This window comes from Gordonia sp. NPDC003422 (genome assembly GCF_053588675.1).
Genome location: NZ_JBSFQL010000025.1, coordinates 73,289 through 91,472, shown reverse-complemented (window position 1 = coordinate 91,472; position 18,184 = coordinate 73,289). Strand labels below are relative to the sequence as shown.

Annotated in this window: 19 protein-coding genes; 5 read left to right on the top strand and 14 right to left on the bottom strand. The window is 65.3% G+C overall.

Annotated elements, in window-relative coordinates; all coding sequences use genetic code 11:
* Nucleotides 1–158: 158 nt before the first annotated feature.
* Nucleotides 159–926 (top strand): hypothetical protein, encoded by a 768-nt coding sequence (locus ACWDTF_RS19750; protein WP_449754920.1) that lies wholly within the window; start codon nt 159–161, stop codon nt 924–926.
* A 13-nt stretch (nt 927–939) separates the two neighbouring features.
* Here the strand turns inward: ACWDTF_RS19750 and ACWDTF_RS19745 are convergent, their stop codons facing one another.
* Both ACWDTF_RS19745 and ACWDTF_RS19740 read right to left on the bottom strand, forming a co-directional pair.
* Nucleotides 940–1,869, bottom strand: coding sequence for a BadF/BadG/BcrA/BcrD ATPase family protein (locus tag ACWDTF_RS19745; protein ID WP_433254712.1), 930 nt, complete (start codon nt 1,867–1,869; stop codon nt 940–942).
* Between the two features lie 17 nt (nt 1,870–1,886).
* Nucleotides 1,887–2,330, bottom strand: coding sequence for a hypothetical protein (locus ACWDTF_RS19740; protein ID WP_240857130.1), 444 nt, complete (start codon nt 2,328–2,330; stop codon nt 1,887–1,889).
* A 115-nt stretch (nt 2,331–2,445) separates the two neighbouring features.
* Here ACWDTF_RS19740 and ACWDTF_RS19735 point away from each other — a divergent pair, with 115 nt between their 5' ends.
* Entirely contained in the window at nt 2,446–2,922 is a 477-nt protein-coding gene (locus tag ACWDTF_RS19735; protein WP_433254709.1) for a nitroreductase family deazaflavin-dependent oxidoreductase, read from the top strand.
* 6 nt (nt 2,923–2,928) lie between these two features.
* Here the strand turns inward: ACWDTF_RS19735 and ACWDTF_RS19730 are convergent, their stop codons facing one another.
* Nucleotides 2,929–3,756, bottom strand: a complete 828-nt coding sequence (locus ACWDTF_RS19730) for a crotonase/enoyl-CoA hydratase family protein (RefSeq protein WP_240857128.1) — start codon at nt 3,754–3,756, stop codon at nt 2,929–2,931.
* 156 nt (nt 3,757–3,912) lie between these two features.
* Here ACWDTF_RS19730 and ACWDTF_RS19725 point away from each other — a divergent pair, with 156 nt between their 5' ends.
* A complete protein-coding gene (locus tag ACWDTF_RS19725; RefSeq protein WP_433254706.1) occupies nt 3,913–4,572 on the top strand; it encodes a hotdog domain-containing protein in 660 nt (219 codons plus the stop codon).
* Nucleotides 4,573–4,616: 44 nt separating this feature from the next.
* Here ACWDTF_RS19725 and ACWDTF_RS19720 read toward each other — a convergent pair whose 3' ends face one another.
* Nucleotides 4,617–5,552, bottom strand: a complete 936-nt coding sequence (locus tag ACWDTF_RS19720) for a helix-turn-helix domain-containing protein (RefSeq protein ID WP_240857126.1) — start codon at nt 5,550–5,552, stop codon at nt 4,617–4,619.
* A gap of 154 nt (nt 5,553–5,706) precedes the next feature.
* Nucleotides 5,707–6,786, bottom strand: coding sequence for an NAD(P)H-dependent amine dehydrogenase family protein (locus tag ACWDTF_RS19715; RefSeq protein ID WP_355275546.1), 1,080 nt, complete (start codon nt 6,784–6,786; stop codon nt 5,707–5,709).
* Nucleotides 6,787–6,936: 150 nt separating this feature from the next.
* Here ACWDTF_RS19715 and ACWDTF_RS19710 point away from each other — a divergent pair, with 150 nt between their 5' ends.
* The gene (locus tag ACWDTF_RS19710) at nt 6,937–7,671 is read left to right on the top strand and encodes a glucose 1-dehydrogenase (protein WP_355275548.1); all 735 of its coding nucleotides are present in this window, start codon (nt 6,937–6,939) and stop codon (nt 7,669–7,671) included.
* A gap of 9 nt (nt 7,672–7,680) precedes the next feature.
* On the opposite strand, the gene ACWDTF_RS19705 is transcribed toward ACWDTF_RS19710, so the two are convergent.
* The 6 genes from ACWDTF_RS19705 to ACWDTF_RS19680 all read right to left on the bottom strand — a co-directional run bounded on the left by ACWDTF_RS19705 (nt 7,681) and on the right by ACWDTF_RS19680 (nt 14,802).
* Nucleotides 7,681–8,664, bottom strand: a complete 984-nt coding sequence (locus tag ACWDTF_RS19705; protein ID WP_449754919.1) for an arsenic resistance protein — start codon at nt 8,662–8,664, stop codon at nt 7,681–7,683.
* Nucleotides 8,665–8,744: 80 nt separating this feature from the next.
* On the bottom strand, nt 8,745–9,374 hold the full coding sequence (gene upp, locus ACWDTF_RS19700; protein ID WP_433259531.1) for a uracil phosphoribosyltransferase: 630 nt from the start codon (nt 9,372–9,374) through the stop codon (nt 8,745–8,747).
* 52 nt (nt 9,375–9,426) lie between these two features.
* On the bottom strand, nt 9,427–10,671 hold the full coding sequence (locus tag ACWDTF_RS19695) for a URC4/urg3 family protein (protein ID WP_240857122.1): 1,245 nt from the start codon (nt 10,669–10,671) through the stop codon (nt 9,427–9,429).
* A complete protein-coding gene (locus ACWDTF_RS19690; protein WP_240857121.1) occupies nt 10,671–11,924 on the bottom strand; it encodes a GTP cyclohydrolase II in 1,254 nt (417 codons plus the stop codon). Before ACWDTF_RS19690 ends, ACWDTF_RS19695 begins: the two co-directional genes overlap by 1 nt.
* 166 nt (nt 11,925–12,090) lie before the next feature.
* Nucleotides 12,091–14,313, bottom strand: a complete 2,223-nt coding sequence (gene katG / locus ACWDTF_RS19685; RefSeq protein ID WP_240857120.1) for a catalase/peroxidase HPI — start codon at nt 14,311–14,313, stop codon at nt 12,091–12,093.
* 42 nt (nt 14,314–14,355) lie between these two features.
* Nucleotides 14,356–14,802, bottom strand: coding sequence for a Fur family transcriptional regulator (locus ACWDTF_RS19680; protein WP_240857119.1), 447 nt, complete (start codon nt 14,800–14,802; stop codon nt 14,356–14,358).
* A gap of 94 nt (nt 14,803–14,896) precedes the next feature.
* On the opposite strand from ACWDTF_RS19680, the gene ACWDTF_RS19675 reads away from it, so the two are divergent.
* Nucleotides 14,897–15,382 (top strand): PPOX class F420-dependent oxidoreductase, encoded by a 486-nt coding sequence (locus ACWDTF_RS19675; RefSeq protein WP_240857118.1) that lies wholly within the window; start codon nt 14,897–14,899, stop codon nt 15,380–15,382.
* 636 nt (nt 15,383–16,018) lie between these two features.
* Here the strand turns inward: ACWDTF_RS19675 and ACWDTF_RS19670 are convergent.
* Genes ACWDTF_RS19670 through ACWDTF_RS19660 form a run of 3 tightly spaced genes read right to left on the bottom strand, consistent with a single transcriptional unit; the run spans nt 16,019 to nt 18,184 of the window.
* A complete protein-coding gene (locus ACWDTF_RS19670; protein ID WP_240857117.1) occupies nt 16,019–16,957 on the bottom strand; it encodes a M28 family metallopeptidase in 939 nt (312 codons plus the stop codon).
* Nucleotides 16,954–17,265, bottom strand: coding sequence for a hypothetical protein (locus ACWDTF_RS19665; RefSeq protein ID WP_240857116.1), 312 nt, complete (start codon nt 17,263–17,265; stop codon nt 16,954–16,956). Before ACWDTF_RS19665 ends, ACWDTF_RS19670 begins: the two co-directional genes overlap by 4 nt.
* A gap of 7 nt (nt 17,266–17,272) precedes the next feature.
* Entirely contained in the window at nt 17,273–18,184 is a 912-nt protein-coding gene (locus tag ACWDTF_RS19660; RefSeq protein ID WP_433254689.1) for a M43 family zinc metalloprotease, read from the bottom strand.

The window sequence follows — 18,184 nt, the reverse complement described above, 5'->3', positions numbered from 1 at the left end:
ACCCCGACCGCATCGAACCCCACCTCAACTAGACCCAACCAGCAACCACAGGAAACCCAGGAGTCACGTTCTTACACAGACATCTTGACAAGCTCAAGGAAGCGGTCAGCACCTACCTGCACGCTCTTGCCGACGGTGACGCCGAGAAGGCACTCAGCGTGGTCAAGACCCCGCCGACCACCACACTGCTGACCAACGAGGTACTCAAGCGCCAGCAGGACATCGCGAAGATCACCGACATCAAGGTGTTCGACAGCAACGGCGGCCTGGTCAAGGCGACGTACAAGTTCGGCACCAAGAACGCCGACGTCGACATCCTGGTCAGCAAGTCCGGTGGCGAGTGGCAGCTGACCAACGGTGCGCTGGAGATCAACACCACCTACCTCCGGATTCCGCAGCCGACGTTGTTCGGGGTCGATGTCTCGAACGACAGCAAGGTGTACGTCTTCCCGGGCCCGCTGGTGTGGGGTTCGAAGAACCAGTACATCGCCGTGAGCAACCCCGCCTCGGGCGATTTCCCGCTCGGACCTGAGGGCTACGTCTCGATCAGCAGTACCGAGGTCAAGGCGACGCTGAGCGAATCCGGAAAGACAGCCGTCTCGAACGCGGTCAACACCTACCTCACCAACTGCGCGGGATCGCGTCAGATGGATGCATCCATCGATAAGCCGGGTTGCGAGCAGGAGTCCTACTCGAGCGCCAAGCCCGGTACCGTCCGCTGGACCAAGCCCACCGACCTGTCGCGCCTCGATGCCAGCCTGGGTTATGACAACGACCTCAAGGTGAGGGTGTCGGGCATCGTCGAGTGGGGACTCACCTATGTGCCCACCTACGACGACGCTCCGCGCAACACGACGTCGAGCGACTACATGAGCGGCAAGGTGGACCTCACGCAGAACCCGCCGACCTACACTGCCGGGTCCTGAGTGGACAGGACCACTAAGCTGCAGCCCGCGCAACGGACGCGGTGAGGGCATGTTCGGGAGGAAGCGCCAGTAGTAGGTCGACGCCATCGAGACTGGTGCCCAGCGGGGCGCCAACGGTGGCGCCGGGTGCTCGCCGGATCATCTCGTCGGCAAATGTCTCGCGGATGAGGTCGTTGTGCGACAGCACATTTCCCATCCAGCTGATCCGTGCATCCCGCCCGGACGACCATCCGCTTCGGTGCAGTGCGGCCGACGCGGAGGTCGCCAGTTCGGCGGCGGCCCGGCGACAGATGTCGATGGCCGTCGCATCGCCGCCGCGTGCCGCGTCGTCGACCTGCGTGGCGAAGCCGGCGATGCGCGCCACCCGGTCCGGCGCCCCCTGCAGGCTCATGTACAACTCGGGCAGCGGCCCGAAGGTCTCGACCGCGCTGTCCTCGAGCGGTGAGGGTTCAGTCCGACCGTCGAACGATCGCAACGCGGCGTCGATCCCCGCCCGTCCGATCCAATACGCGCTCCCGGCATCGCCGACAAGGTGACCCCAGCCGTCGACGCGCCACGTGCCCGCCGGCCCGACGCCGAGTGCGACGACCCCGGTGCCGACCGCGCAGGTCACACCGTCGGCGAAGCGGTTCGCGGCGAGATATGCCGACACCGAGTCATGTGCAAGGACGACGGCGGTGATCCCGAGGTCCGACACCATCGCGAGTAGCGAATCCGGCCGTGCGTAATCGGGTGTCAGACCCGATACACCCGCTGCGAGTGCCGACACCGGGCCCGACGAGGGTGCCAGCACCGTTCGCGCGATGGCGGCGACCTGCTCCACGACGGGCCGATCGGTGTACACCGGCTCGGCATCATGATCGTCGTGACCGTCGGACCTGTGTACACGTACGCGCGTGCCCGTCTGCCCGGCGTCGATGATGATGCGCGAGCCTGCAGTCATGGCTCGACGCTAGCGTGTCAGGCCACCTCGCTGATCGTCTTCGGCATCGTCACGAGGGTCGCGTCGTTGGCGCGGTGGATCGGATGCAAGGACACGCGATGGCGGGCGCCGGCCTCGGCCAGCATGTGCGCCCAACCCTCGTCGCTCGTGCTGATCCCGTCGACGCCGGGCCGCGTCAGCAAACACGCCACCGACACCGATCCGTCGACGGTTGCGATCTCGCCCAATCGGTTCATCAGGAGGTCGGCGAGCCGGGCGTCGGGCGTGGCGGGCAGGTCGAGCTTGTTGGCGGCCGGAATGATCCGGCAGTCGTCGTCGACGAACACGAACCAGAGCAGGCGCTCGGAGAAACCCAGAGGTCCCATCAGAGCTCGCCAACGTTGACGAAGCTGTTCGGTGCCGTGGAACGGCTCGGTGACGGTGTCGATGTGCGGAATCGGGGTGTGTTCGGTGAATGTCATGGACAGATCCTCACGGCCCGAGGGCGCCAACCCGAGAACTCCATCCACAGGAGGCAGTCGCTGTGGAACGTCGGGTTGACCAGCGGTCGGTCGTGCGCATGCCAGACTGGTATCCGTGAACCCGTTGCGCGCCACCGCGGTGAAGATCGGATCAATTCCGTGGATGCCCACTTATCTTCCGCAGATCGTCAAGTGTGACAGCGCTTTACAGAAGCTCACCGGGCATCGTGTGGGATTGCTCGACATCGCCACCTTGCCGAACATCACCATGGAGGTCGTCGGCAGATCGAGCGGGGTCATCCGGACGACTCGTCTGCTCGCGGTACCCGACGGGGACGACTGGGTGATCGCCGGGTCGTACTTCGGTGGTCCGAAGATGCCGCAGTGGGTGTTCAACGTGCGGGCCGCCGACACCGTCGAGATCTCGAGGCACCGACGATCCTGGACCGCGGTTCCGACCGAACTCGACGGCCCCGACCGCGAACAGGCATGGCAACTGTTGCGGGCGGTATGGCCGAATTTCGACCTCTACGAGCAACGCACCGACCGGCGAATCCCGGTGTTTCGACTGCGGCCGGCGGAACACACCTGAGCGGCGTTACTCGCCGGTGAACTCGGGTGCGCGCTTCTCGAAGACTGCGGTGATGGCCTCGGTCAGATCGTTGCTCGGCAGGAATGCCGAGTTCCACGCCGCGACATAGCGCAGGCTGTCATGGACGGCGGCACTGCGCGTGTGGTCGAGCACCGCCTTGATGCCGTGCACCACCAGGGGCGGATTCGTGGCGATCTGGGCGGCGGTCTCCCGGGCGAGCGCGAGAACCGCGTCCTGGTCGTCGGCCACGTCGTTGACGAGTCCGATCTTCTCGGCGCGAGCAGCGTCGATGTCCTTGCCGGTCAGTGCCAGTTCGCGCAGGTGGCCGTCGTTGAGGATGAGCGGCAGACGCGCCAAACTGCCGACGTCGGCGACCATGCCGACCTTGACCTCACGAACGCTGAACCTGGCGTCGGCGCTGGCATACCGGATGTCAGCAGCGGCGATGAGGTCCACACCACCACCGATGCACCACCCGGAGATCGCGGCGATCACCGGCTTGCGGCAGTCGGCGACCGCGGTGATCGCGTTCTGCAGTCCGCGCAAGCTGTCGAGGAACTCGGTCCGCGGTCGCGCCTTGGCTCCGTCGGCGAGCACCGACGACAACGTGCCGCCCATGGCGACGAGGTCGAGTCCGTACGAGAAGTGTCGTCCAGAGCCGGTGAGGATGACCGCGCGGACGTCGTCGTCGGCGTCGAGCTGTCCGAACAGTTGAGGCAACTCGCTCCAGAAGTCCGGGCCCATGGCGTTGCCCTTGCCCGGCCCGGTCAGGGCGACTTCGGCGATGTGGTCGGCAACGGAGACCTCGAACGCTTTCCACGCGTGTTCACTCATGCGGCTGAGACTACCCGGCGCACTATGGCGACCTACATATGGGTGGACCGCCCGCGCGGTCGATCGAGAAGGCCTGTTACAACCGAGTGAGGTTTGGTGAGTCAGTGACGTTGGTGAGTCGGCGTGATACGGCTCGAGGCGACGAGGAGTGCCCGTATGAGCGGCTATATCCAGGAGGACATCGATCCGGAGGAGTTGCGGCACCGCACCGACACAGCGCGAGCGCTTGCCGATCGAGTTCGCGATCTCGTGTCGGCAACCGTCGTCACCGACGTCGACGACGCAGCGATCGACGACGCGCAGCGTCACATCGAGGCCGCCACCGCGATCCTGTCCGCCCGACGACTGCCCTGGTCGTTCGGGGTTCGATTCAACTCCGACTCGACCAAGCGGGCCTGGGGAAACGCGGTGGTGGGGGAGCGCAACCCGTTAGCTCCTCCGGTGGAGCTCGTTCACGAAACCGATTGCAGCTGGGCAGAATTCGCGCTAGGCCCACAGTACGAGGGGCCGGCGGGACTGGTGCACGGCGGGGTGATCGCCATGATCCTCGACCAGGTGTTGGGTTCGGCTGCCGAGCATGCCGGGTCGCCGGGCATGACCGGGACCCTGACCATCCGCTACGTTCGCGGCACGCCGCTGGGCGAGGTGCGGGTCCAGGCCAGCCTTGATCGGGTGGAGGGGGTCAAGTCGATCGTGACCGGGACTCTGAGCACCGCCGACGGGGTCTGCGCCGAGGCGGAGGGCATCTTCATACTCCCGAAATGGGCGCGCGGCAGGGTTTCCGAGCAACTCCGCAAGTCCGTGGGTGAGGGCTGACCTCACCGAATGGTCAAACGCTACGGATCAACGCGGCCCGGCCGTCATCGGAACCCTCCGGATTGCTTGCGGTGCCACATGATCGGGTCTGGATCGAGTCCGGAGACGTCGACCCCTGCGTCGTGCAGCATCCAGCGGACGAGTTGTCGTCGGTGTGCGGAAAACGTCAGCACGTGGGCGACGATCTGCGACAGCAGGAACGACTCGGGTGGTTCGCACAGGGCGTCGACGATACGGTCCTGCCATGCGCCACGGCGGTCGATGTCCCGGATCAGGGCGAGCCAGCGTGCAGCGATGTCTTCATGGAGGTCGGTGAGTGCTGCGACATCGTCACGGGTGTCGGTCGACATCGCGCTACCCTCGATACTCGACAACCACGGAGCCTTGTCGCTGACGAGGTGAAACATGACCTCGCACAGTCGTTCTTCAGGTCCGCTCCAGGCGAGCACACGATGTTCCGGCAGACGCTTGCGTCGGTACTCGGTGTCGTCGAGAGCCTTCGCTGCGTCGAGCAGTATCGCGGTGTCGTCGAGGTCGTGTCGGACCATCATCATGGTGACGTTCCCGGCACCCTCGGTCACCGCGGTGCCGTTGTCGACGTACAGCACTGTCGGGGAATGGAAGTGGATGCCGTTGGGCGCGTCGAGCCAGTGGCCGCGCTCGCCGAGTGGGGGAATGCGGCTCGGACTGTGGCCATATGCACGAGTGAAGGCGCGTGCGAAGCCGTCGACGGATTCGTAACCGGCCGCGAATGCGACATCGGTGACCGACTCTTCGCGCTGCAACCCCCATGCTGCCCGTTCGAGCAACACCCGCCGGCGCAATGCAACCGGCGATTCACCCGCGCCACGATTCACCTGGCGGCTGAAGTGAAATGACGACGAGTACGCGTCGCGCGCCATCTCGTCGAGACTGTCGTTGCCGTCGGCGAGGACAGCGTCGAGGAGCTCGCGCAGCCGGTCGTGCGGTGGTGGCGTCATGCATCGAGTATGCGACTCGAACGGCCGCGCAGGCCCGACCGTTCTTGCCCTTTCGGCCGGCGGGACTCGCCGGCACCCGCGACAAACCGGCGCCGAATGGGAGAAGGCGAGTGCTGCAGCACTCGCCTTCTCCAATTCAACTCGAGTTCTCGGGTCAACCTGTGTAGTTGCCGGTGACCAACGGAAGGTCGGCGGTGGTGCGGATCCCGGCGGGGGCGTCGATGATCGCGGGGATGGCATTCACGATCCGGCCCGCTGCTGCCACGATTGCCGCGTGATTGTGGTCGCCATGCTCGCTGGTCGGGCAGATGTCGACCCGATAATTCGGTTCGCCGACGATCTCGACGCGATAGCACCCGCCGGGTTGCGCGGGCTGCGCCCAGTCGGGGCGCAGATCCTCGCGCAAGCGGTTGACGTGTTCGATGACGATGACGGGTTTGCCGTCCACCTTGCCGATGATCTCGAACCGCACTGCGGCGCGGCTCCCCCTGGCAATCGTGCCCGCAGCGATCTCGAATTCCTCAGGAGCGGGCTCACTTTCGTGGATCTCCTCGATCTCGTCCACCTCCACCCCGAGACCGGCGGCGAGCTGGCGAATGGTGGTTCCCCACGCGAGGCCGAGGACACCCGGAAGGAACAGCATCGGAGTTTCGTCGAGCGGTTTGCCGAAACCCATCACGTCGAACATCACGGTTGCGCCGTCATACGTCGCGTAGTCGGCAATCTCCATGCACCTGATCTGCTCGATCCGCTGACACGTACTGGCGAAGGCGAAGGGAATCAGGTCGTTCGCGAAGCCCGGGTCGACGCCGGTGATGAAGATGCTCGTGTCGTTGTCGCGCGCCACCGTCTCGAGCTTGGTGATTGCCTTCTCGGGCATCACGCCCCATGGAAACTGCAACGTACCGGGGGCCGACCCGACCACATCGATACCCGCGGCGAGGAGGCGCCGCACGTCGTCGAAGGACTCGATCGGACGCGTGTCGCCCATGGCGCAGTACACAACACAGTCGGGATTCGACGCGATCACGCCGTCGAGGCCTTCGGTGGCTTGCACTCCCGTGACGGTGTCCACGCCCGCCAGGATGCCTGCGTCTTGTCCGACCTTCGTGGCGGTGGAGACGCCGACGGCGGTCAGTTCGAATCGGGGATCCGCGATGAGCTGACGCAGGGCGAGTCGACCAGCGTTGCCGGTGCCGACGAGGCCGACACGAATCGGGGTGGCGACGGACATGAAGAGGTGCCTCCTTGCACTCGTTTGACCGGAAGACCGAGGTCAGGTGTACAGCTGTCCGGACTTCTGTCCATATCAGTAGAGCACGTTTGCCCCGACTTCGGTAGAACGTGTTCTCATTTGGCTCTGACCGCTGTACTCTTGCTCGCCATGGGACGCGTAGACGACAAAGTTGCAGTGATCACCGGTGGCTCACGGGGGATGGGTGCCGAGCATGCCCGGGCGCTCGTGGCCGAAGGTGCGAAGGTGGTGATCGGCGACATCCTCGACGATGAGGGCAAAGCGCTCGCCGACGAACTCGGTGATGCGGCGCGCTATGTGCATCTCGATGTCACCTCGCCCGAGGACTGGCAGGCGGCGGTCGCGACGGCGGTCGACGACTTCGGCAAGGTCAATGTGCTCGTGAACAACGCCGGCATCGTGAACGGCTCCACCCTGCAGAAGTTCCGGCTCGACAAGTGGCGCCAGATCCTCGACGTCAACCTCACCGGAACCTTCATCGGTATCCAGACCGTCGCCGACCCGATGATTGCTGCGGGCGGCGGATCGATCATCAATGTGTCGTCGGTGGAGGGTCTGCGCGGAAGTCCTTGGGCACACGGGTATGTGGCGTCCAAGTGGGGTGTGCGCGGCCTGGCGAAGTCGGCGGCCTTGGAGCTTGCGCCACACAACATTCGGGTCAACTCGATCCACCCCGGCCTGATCCGGACGCCGATGACCGAGGGGCTGCCCGAGGACATGGTCAAGGTGCCGCTGGGGCGGGCAGCCGAGTCGAGCGAAGTGTCGACCTTCGTGGTGTTCCTCGCGAGTGACGAGTCGTCGTATGCGACGGGTGCCGAGTTCGTGATGGACGGGGGCCTCAGTGCCGATGTCCCACACAAGTGACACGAGCGGTCAAGCGCTCGTGATGATTTCGGGAAGCAGGACCGGGATCAGCCACACGTAGGCGACCATCCCGATGAGTTCCACCAGGGTCTGGGTCACCACTGCCGCGGCGGCAACCTCGAACCCGGCGGGCAGTGCGAGCGCGAGCGGCAGCACCACCAGTGAGTTGCGGGTGGCTCCCGAGAACACCACGGCCCGGGTCGATGCCACGTCGAGGCCGAAGGCGCGTGCCACGGCAATGCCCGCAAACGCCATGACGATCAGGAACGCTGCATAGATCGGCATGATCGCGACCAGATCACCGAAGTTCTCGTCGACGCGGGGAATCTGCGAACAGGTCACGACGGCGAGCACCGCCATCATGAGCGGAACCATCGTCGCCGTGGCGCCTTTCGTGAAGACCGCACCTGGACGGGCCCGCGAGGCCCACGCCTGGGTCGCCCAGGCCAACGCCAGCGGTATCACGATCAGGAGGACGAACGCCTCGACGAACGGCTCGAGTTCAACCACGTCCACCGCGTCGTGCCCCAGAAATGCGAGCAGGTAGAGCGGAGTGAGCAGCATCTGCATGATCAGGAGCAGGGGAGTCGCCGCGAGCAGGCGGCTCGCGGATCCGCCGGCCAGACCCGTGAACACGACCACATAGTCCACGCACGGGCACAGCAGCACGAGCAGCACGCCGATCTGGATGGCGAGGTCGTCGGGAAGGAATTGCGACAGTCCGAAGACGACCAGTGGTACGACGGCGAAGTTCACGACGACGATCGCGCCGAGGAATCGCTTGTCGCGCAGCAACTTTGCCAGGTCGGCAACCGGAATCTGCAGAAACGTCACGAACAGCAGTGCCGCGAGCAACGGATTGATGGCCACGTCCAGCGATTCGGTGAACCTCGGCGCCGCGAGTCCCACCAGCACCCCGACGACGATGGCCATCAGATAGAGCGGTACCTGCACACGTTCGAGTCGATCGACGAACGCGACTGATTCGGTCATGGCGCCATTGTGCGTGACGGGTGTCCCCGGCCAGGAGCGAGCCCCATCAGCCCCTGGTGAGGTGACCTGTTGTCTGGCCGTCACGCCGTGCCGAAGATCCGATCGCCTGCATCCCCGAGTCCCGGCCGGATGAAACCGTTGTCGTCGAGCCCGCGGTCGACGGCGGCGGTGTAGATGGGGATGTCCGGATGCGCACCGTGCAGGACGTCGATGCCCTCCGGGGCCGCGAGCAGGCAGACGAATTTGATCGACTTGGGTCCGTACTCGCTGATGCGATCGACGGCGGCCACCGCGGAGTGGCCGGTCGCGAGCAGGGGATCGACGATCACCACGTCACGTTCGTGCAGATCGCTGGGCATCTTGAAGTAGTACTCGACCACCACCATGGTCTTCGGGTCGCGGTACAGCCCGATATGCCCGACGCGTGCGCCCGGGACCACCGACAGCATTCCGTCGGCAATTCCGGTGCCTGCGCGCAGCACGGCGGCGAAGACCAGCTTCTTGCCGTCGATCACGCTGGCCGTGGTGGTCTCGAGAGGCGTGTCGATGGTGATCTCGTGCATGGGGATGTCGTGCAGGACGTCGTAGGCCATGAGCATGGAGATCTCGTTGAGCAGACGTCGGAAGTCGTTGGTGGAAGTCTCTTTTCGTCGCATCAGTGTCAGCTTGTGCTGTACGAGAGGATGATCGATGACGGTCACGCTGCCCATTGCGTCCTTCCTCGGCGTCGCTGCCAAGTGGGTGGTCGACTCGATGGTCATGTCAGAAGACCGTCCCGTCGCTGATGATCGAGATCGGTGGCAGGCCGCTCCTCAGGCTCTCTGCCAGCTCACGGCCGGTCGCCCAGGTGCCGCCTTCGAGTACGCAGGCGAGCGGCATCTGCTCCGCGGTCTGGTCGAGAGCGCCGCGCACATGATCGGCGAGTTCATCGAGCAGAGCGACGGTGAGTGCACGCCACTCCACGATGAGCTCGTCGCCGACCCGCCACTGTTGTGCGGACCAGTCGTCGTCGCGCAGTCGCAGCACACCGGTGTCCAGCAGGAGACCGCCGTTGCGGTACTCCGGCAGTCCGGTGAGCGCATCGAGCCCGGTCACGTCGATGCCTGACCAGCCAATGGGTTCGAGAAGCGAATACGTGAGCCATTGGGAGAGTTTGTGGAAGGGCATCCAGCCCGCTGTGTCACCGGTGCCGCTGACCGCACGGTGGTGCCAGCAGTCGCCGAGGTGGTGGCCGTCGAGCACGTTGTCGGCCGGCCAGACGGATCCCAGTGTGTCGAGGATCGCGACCAAGATGTCATGGGCGGCAATCGTTCCGTCCATCGACGCACGGAGACGATCATAGAGCCCGGCCGGTCGCGCGGTGGTGCCGAATGTCTCGGGTTGTGCGGCCATCGCGGTCCCGAGTCGGTGAAGCAGTTCCACCCGACCTGCGAGGCCGACGAGCGGGTTGTCCGCGGTGACCTGGAAGGCGTTGCCGAGACCATCCACCGTGAGCGCTGCCAGGCCGTCGGCGTCGACCTGGTGGGGTCGACGGGGATCACCGGAGAAGAGGCCGCCGAAGAATGCATGCCAACTGGCGACGCCGAGACCTTCGGATCGCTGCAGCACGAGCCCGGTCGACGGCTCCCGAAACTGCCATTGTGCTCCTGCGCCGGCGTCGAGCAGCACACTCACGAGCGCGAGGTCGATCTGGGCTCGCGCATGATCGACCGCGTCGGTCCCGAGCGCGTCACCGACGCCGGCAAGGCGATCGATCCCACCCGCTTCGAAGTGACGCCATCGGCTGTGGAAGGGAATGTCGAGGTCGGGATACCGTTGTCGGGTTGTCGCGGCAACCAACGCGGCGGCATCGGGAATCATGTTGTCCTGCACGATGAACCACGGGGAATCGCCCTGGCGTGCGCGCTCGAGCAACTGGCCCGACCGTTGCCGAATCGCGGTCGTGGACCGCAACGTGGTGACCGCGGTCGGCAGACCGATATGGACGTCGGTGTTGACGGCCCCCATCACCCCAGCCTCCGGCCCTTGACCTTGCGCAACTCGTCGGCATCGGGGACCGGACCAGGAGTGAAGTACCCGGCCGCCATCTTCGCGTCGATCTCCACACGAGCATCGGCCGGGACCAGTTCATCGGGGATGTTGACCCGCTCGCCGACCTCGATGCCCGATCCGGTGATCGCGTCGTACTTCATGTTGCTCATCGACACGAGTCGATGGATCTTGGTGATGCCCAGCCAGTGCAGAACGTCGGGCATCAACTCCTGGAATCGCATGTCCTGCACACCCGCCACGCATTCGGTGCGCGCGAAGTACTGGTCGGCGGTGTCGCCACCCTCTTGTCGTTTCCGCGCGTTGTAGACGAGGAACTTGGTGACCTCACCCAGTGCCCGGCCCTCCTTGCGGGAGTAGGCCACCAGGCCCACGCCGCCACGCTGGGTGCCCTGGATGCACTCCTCGATGGCGTGAGTGAGATATGGACGGCATGTACAGATGTCGGAGCCGAACACGTCCGAGCCGTTGCACTCGTCATGTACCCGGGCGGTGAGTTCGACGGCGGGGTTGGCCAGGTCGCGGGGGTCGCCGAAGATGTAGATCGTCTGGCCGCCGATCGGCGGCAGGAACACCTCGAGGTCGGCTCGCGTGACGAGTTCGGGGTACATGCCGCCGGTCTCCTCGAACAGGACGCGGCGCAGTTCGGCTTCGCTGCAACCGAATCGGGCCGCGACGCCCGGGAGGTGCCACACCGGTTCGACCGCGGCCTTGGTCACGAGCGCAGCGCCGTTGTCGAGCAGCACCGTGCCATCGGGGACCAGTCGCCCCTTGCCGATGGCCTCGGTGACCTCGGGCAGAATGACATGGGCCTTGGTCACCGCGATGGTGGGCCGGATGTCGTAGCCGTCGGCGATCGCGGCGGGGAAGTACTCGGCGACGCCCGCACCCCATGGGTCGAGGCTGACGATCGCATTACCGTCACCCCACTGTGGATACGGGCCGATGAGGTCGGTGGGCGAGGTGTTGGTGAGGTCGGCGCGGTGATCGCGGGACAACGCCCCGGCGGCCACCGCGAGCGCCCGATAGACACTGTAGGAGCCGCTATGCGTGCCGATGACGTTGCGGTGTGCGCGGGTGCCGGTGGTGCCGATGATCGGACCACGCTGCGATGCGGTCGGCGCACCCCACTCGACGGCAGGGGCGTCGAATCCGCCGCTGTGCGAGGTCAGCCGAATGTGCCCGAGTGATCGGTGTTGTGAGCTCGTCATTGCGTGATCCTCACTGTGGGTGGCTGCGTTCTCCGTGCTGTACGGGGAGAAATCGCCAGCTTAATCATCGAACGCCGATCGCGCCGGATACAACGACGCCCCGCGACGTGGTCGCGGGGCGTCGTTGTCTACCAGGTGGATCAGGCGGTTGGATCAGGCGGTTGGATCAGGCGAGGTCGTAGCGGTCCAGCGTCATCACCTTGTCCCAGGCGGCGATGAAGTCCGACACGAACTTCTCCTTGGCGTCGTCCTCGGCGTACACCTCGGCGAGTGCGCGGAGTTCCGAGTTCGACCCGAACACCAGGTCGGCGCGGGTGCCGGTCCACTTCTGCTCGCCCGACGCGAGGTCGGTGCCCACGTAGGTCCCGTCATCGGCCGGCGACGGCTTCCACGAGGTGGCCATGTCGAGAATGTTGACGAAGAAGTCGTTCGTCAGCTGTCCCGGCTTGTCGGTCAGCACGCCGTGCGTCGAGGCCTGGTAATTGGCTCCCAGCACGCGAAGGCCACCGACGAGGACGGTCATCTCCGGTGCCGACAGCGTCAGCAGGTTCGCCTTGTCGACCAGGTTGTACTCCGCGGAGAGCTCATTGCCCTTGCCCTCGTAGTTGCGGAAACCGTCGTACTTGGGCTCGAGGTGAGCGAACGAGTCGGCGTCGATCGACTCCTGCGTCGAGTCGGTACGACCGGGCGTGAAAGGCACCGACACATCGAGTCCGGCGTCTCCGGCGGCCTTCTCGATGGCGGCGACACCACCGAGAACCACGAGGTCGGCAAACGACACCTTGGTGCCGCCCTCTGCGTTGAAGGAATCGGCGATGCCTTCCAGCGCCGAGATCACCTGCCGCAGTTCATCGGGCTGGTTGACCTCCCACCCGACCTGCGGCTGCAGACGGATGCGCCCGCCGTTCGCGCCACCACGGAAGTCGCTGCCGCGGAACGTCGATGCGGCGGCCCACGCCGTCGAGACCAATTGTGCGACAGTCAGTCCCGAGGCGAGGATCTGAGCCTTCAGCGAATCGATGTCCGCATCGGAGATGACCGCACCGTCCTGGGCGGGAACGTTGTCCTGCCAGACGTAGGTCTCGGTCGGCACGAGCGGACCGCGATAACGGATGGCCGGACCCATGTCGCGATGCAGCAGTTTGAACCACGCCTTGGAGAACTCCTCGGCGAGTTCTTCCGGATGGTCGAGCCAGCGCCGGGTGATCTCGCCGAACGCCGGATCGAACCGCATGGTGAGGTCAGTGGTGAGCATCGCCGGATGCGTCTTGCCATCGCCCTGCGCCATCGGCACCGAGTTCGCCCAGCCGTTGTCCTTCGGGCGCCACTGCTGGGCACCGGCCGGGCTGTGGTACATCTCCCACTCGTTGCTGTAGAGGATCTCCAGGAACGAGTTGTCCCACTTGGTGGGCGTGTGCGTCCAGGTGACCTCGAGGCCACTGGTGATGGCGTCGTTGCCGCTGCCGGTGCCCTGCGGGTTGATCCAGCCCAGACCCATCTCTTCGATTCCCGCGGCCTCGGGCTCGGGGCCGAGCAGTTCGGCGTCACCGTTGCCGTGTGTCTTGCCGAAGGTGTGGCCACCGACGATCAGCGCGGCGGTCTCGACGTCGTTCATCGCCATGCGGCCGAAGGTGTCGCGGATGTCCTGTGCGGCCGCGAGATAGTCGGCGCTGGCGTTGGGGCCCTCCGGGTTCACGTAGATGAGACCCATGGTGGTGGCAGCCAGTGGCTTCTCCAGGTTGCGCTCGCCGGAGTAGCGCAGGTTGGTGCCCAGCCACGTGGATTCGGCACCCCAGTACACCTCTTCGGGCTCCCATTCGTCGGGCCGGCCGAACGCGAATCCCTTGGTGGGCAGGCCCATGTCCTCGATCGCCACGTTGCCGGCCAGCACCAACAGGTCCGACCACGACAGTGCCTTGCCGTACTTCTTCTTCACCGGCCACAGCAGCCGTCGCGCCTTGTCCAGGCTCACGTTGTCCGGCCACGAGTTCAGCGGGGCGAAACGCTGCATTCCAGTGCCTGCGCCACCGCGGCCGTCCTCGACGCGGTAGGTACCCGCTGCGTGCCAGGACATCCGGATGAAGAAGGGGCCGTAGTGGCCGAAGTCGGCGGGCCACCAGGGCTGTGAGTCCTTCATGAGCGCCTTGAGGTCGGCCACGAGCGCGTTCGCATCGAGATTCTCGAGTTCGGCGTCGTAGTCGAAGTCGGCGTCACGCGGCCGGATGACGTCGGGATTGTGAGCGAGGATGCGCAGGTTGAGACGATCGGGCCACCACTGCTGGTTGCCACCGCCCTCGACGGGTGGCCTGATGTGCATCGGACAACCGCTTTCGCCTGCCTCCGTCTGCGCTTCTCCGATCGGGGGATGGTCGGGGGTTTCGTCAGCCATGGTTTTGACTTTCCTTTCGGGAGTTGGTGATTCGGGCTGTGATCACGGTTGTGATCCCGAAGTGTTGACGGTTACCGAACAACTGGGGCACAGGCCCCAGTAGACGACTTCGGCCTCATCGAGGACAAAGCCGTGGTCATGGGATGCGGTGAGGCAGGGTGCGTCGCCTACCGCGCAGTCCACATCGCCGATGGCGCCGCAATTGCGGCAGACGACGTGGTGATGGTTGTCGCCGACTCGTGCCTCATACCGGGCGACATGTCCCGCCGGTTGGATGCGCCGGATCAGGCCGGCAGTGGTGAGGGCACCGAGTACGTCGTAGATCGCCTGTAGCGACACGTCGGGGAGATGCGCGCGGGCGGCGCCGCAGATCGTGTCGGTGTCGGCGTGGGGGTGGTCGTGTACGGCGCCCATCACCGCGACGCGTGGTCGGGTCACGCGCAGACCTGCGGTACGCAAGAGATCCGCGTACTCGGCTGCTGAGGGCATGTCGGTCAGTATGCCATCGTTTTCTGGAGTGATTCAGGTTTTGCCGAGATTTCTTGTGATCGATCGCGATGCGCGGCCGCGTAGCGTGGAGAGCATGGCTCGCACCGTCGCAACCTCAGAAACCGTCGACCTCGCTGAACTGCTGGACTTCGTCCGACCCCGACATCGTATGCTGCTCAGCACTTTTCGCGCCGACGGAAGCCCTCAACTATCGCCGGTCTCCGGCGGCGTCGACGACGATGGGCGCCTGGTTATCGCGACCTACCCGAACCGCGCGAAGACCCGAAACGCCCAGCGCAACCCAAAGGTGAGTGTGTGCGTGCTGTCCGATGAATGGAACGGCGGGTGGGTTCAGGTCGACGGAGACGCTGAGGTTCTGCACATGCCCGACGCCGAAGACGCCCTGGTCGACTACTTCCGCAGCATCGCGGGCGAGCACTCCGACTGGGACGAGTATCGAGCGGCGATGCGACTGCAGAACAAATCGCTCATCCGGATCACCCCGACGCGCTGGGGGCCGGTGGCCACCGGCGGTTTCCCGGCCGACGTCGCCGAGCGGTTGGATGCGGCCGACGGATAATCGTGGATCTCGGGAGGACCTCCACTTTTGCCGCTGAGGCGCGACGAGCCTCGAAGCCGCTACTCGCGAGACCCTGTTTTCTGCAGCCCCGACACCACTCGGGCCGCCGCGTTTACCCAGGTCAGCGCGGCGGTCGCCGAACTCTTCGGATCAGCGACCCACCCGCCGCCTGCGGCGGCGATCGTGGAGGCGGGAAGAGGCCGTGGAGCGCGGCGCGGCGACGATGATCCACGAAAAGTAGGGAAAGAAACTCGTCCCCTATCCCTGGAGTCCTCCCCGCGAATTTTCTCGCGGACGACTCAACAAGCAGGGGCAGAAAGTAGGGGAAGAACCTTCCCCTACTTTCCGTGGTCCGGTGGCTCGCTGACGTGGCCCGTTCACCTGCCCTTCGAGGTATCCCTCGGCCGGCGCCTCGGGCACCTCAGAGAGCGGTGGGGTGGTGGACGCTTATGTGCAGGTCAGAGCGCTAGTCACCGAACTCTTCGCTCTGGCCACACCCTGTGTCGAATCGGCTCACCTGTGTGCTGCAGCACACAGATCCTCCAACAAGACACAGGGTGCCCGTCGCACCTCCGATCAAACGACGACAGGGTCGTATTTACCCAGTTCAGAGCGTTGGTCACCACACTCTTCGAGTCAGCGCAGATGGCCGGCGGCGACCGCGAGGTTCATGCGAAGGATCTCGATCGCGAGATCGGGGTCGAGCTTCGCGACGACATCGTGCTCGGTGTGGACATCGGTGTTCGCGGAATCGTCGGCCTCGATGGTGAGCACGGCGGGCAGTCCGGCGTCGATGAAGGGGACGTGATCGCTGGCGAACGGGTTGAGGGAGGTGGTGACGGCGAGGTCGGTCCACGTGGCCGCGGCCACCACGAGTTCGTCGATCAGATCTCGCGAGGGTTCGCCGCCTTCGACCATGACGCCGGGGTCCGCTGTGTTGCGCCGCGCGATCATGTCCATGTTGATGACGGCGGTTATCCGCGCGCGGTCGTGCGGGTCCAACTGCCGCACATGGTGGATGCTCCCTAACAGGCCCTGCTCCTCGCCGCCGAAAAGGATCAGACGCAGGTCGCCGGACCAGGTCTCGGTGGACAGGACCCGCGCGAGTTCGAGCACGCCCGCCGAGCCGCTCGCGTTGTCGTCGGCACCGGGAGCCGGTAGCGCAGCGCCACCTCGGTTGACGGAGTCCAGATGAGCGGTGATCAGCGTGAGTCCGCGTTCACCCGACGACGACCCCCGGCGATCGGCTATGCAGTTCACTGTGTCGCCTCCGCCGGGAATCGAGAACGGCTGGCGGGTCACGGTATACCCGAGCGAGGTGAACACATCCGCTGCGGCCGAGAGTGTCGCGGTGAACTCGGGGCGGGTCGAATGGCGGGTCGGCGGGGCGGTGAGTGTGTCGACCGTGTCTTGGTACTTCTCGCGCGACAACTGTCCCAGGAGCTGCGTGGTGAACTCGTCGCGTTCACGCGCGGTGACCACGGGGTGCGCGAGTTCGACGTCGATCCGACGACCCCTGGACTGTCGGCATGAATGCAGGACCGGTGTTGTCGGGAGCGTATCCGGGTTTCTCATGTGCTCTCTCCGACGTCGAGTTCGAGCCGTTCGGGGCTCAGGTGAACCAGACGCATGGTCCGAATGGCGCCCGAACCATCGTGGATATGCAGCTTCTCGAGGTCGGCGTCGGCCGACCACGTCGCCTCGTGCGCCTCGGGTGCGTCACCGCGCCCGAGGGCGAACTCGGTGACACTGCCGTCGTCATGGAGTTCGATGCCGCGGCGTCCGCGGGCCGCCGGGAAATCGTAACCATCCGGCCGGTAGACGCGAACGTGGTCGTGATCCTCCTCGAAGGAGTGCCACCACCGCTGGTTCAACCCGTCCATGGGTGCCTCAGGCGCCCGTCCAGAGTGCTTTGCGCGCGTCGTCCAGGCAGGCACGCATCCGTGCGACTTGGCCGGTGGTGAACATCACCATCACATCATCGTCGACATAGTCCATGTAGTCCATGAACAGATCACCGTTGGGTCCATTGGAACAGCTCAGCTTGGGAAAGGTCGGTTTGCCGGTGTTCTCCGACCCCTGGTTCGGTGTGTCATCGACCTCGTCGGTTCCGCCGCAACCGCTGCCGTCGTCGCCCCAGATGTGAAAGAGGTTCAGATAGTGGCCTACCTCGTGAGTCGCGGTGCGGCCCAGGTGAAATGGCTCCTTTGCGGTACCCAGAGTGCCGAATGCGGTGTAGGTGATGACCACGCCGTCGGTGTCGGCGGGTCCGCCGGGGAATTGCGCATAACCCAGCAGCCCGCCGGCCAGTCGGCACACCCAGATGTTGAGGTAGCGGTCGGTCGGCCATGCGTCTGCGCCGCGCGTGGCCGAAGACTTGACGGCGTCGTCTGCGGTGAAGTCCTTGCGGGTTGTCTTGGTCCGCGTGATGCCGTCCGTCGGCTTTCCGTCGGGGTCGACGGTCGCGAGTTCGAACTGCACGCGGGCGTCGGCGACGAGGTCGGCGAAGACGTCGGGAACCGTTGAGACATCCGGATTGGTGGCTCGATAGTCGAGGTTGAGGACATCGATCTGGCTGCGGATCTGTTCGTCCGAGATGTCCTCGGCCTGAATCCGGTGCACGACGTGCACGACAACCGGAATGGTGACCACCTCGGTGCTCGTGCGTTCCAGGCTCACCAGACGAATGGTCGCGTTCTCGAGTTCGGCGCGGGCGCTGCGGTAGGCCGCGGATTCGGTCAGCAATCGGCGATGGACGGCCATCGTGCCACAGTGACGTACGGGGCGTTCGGTACTGGTCAT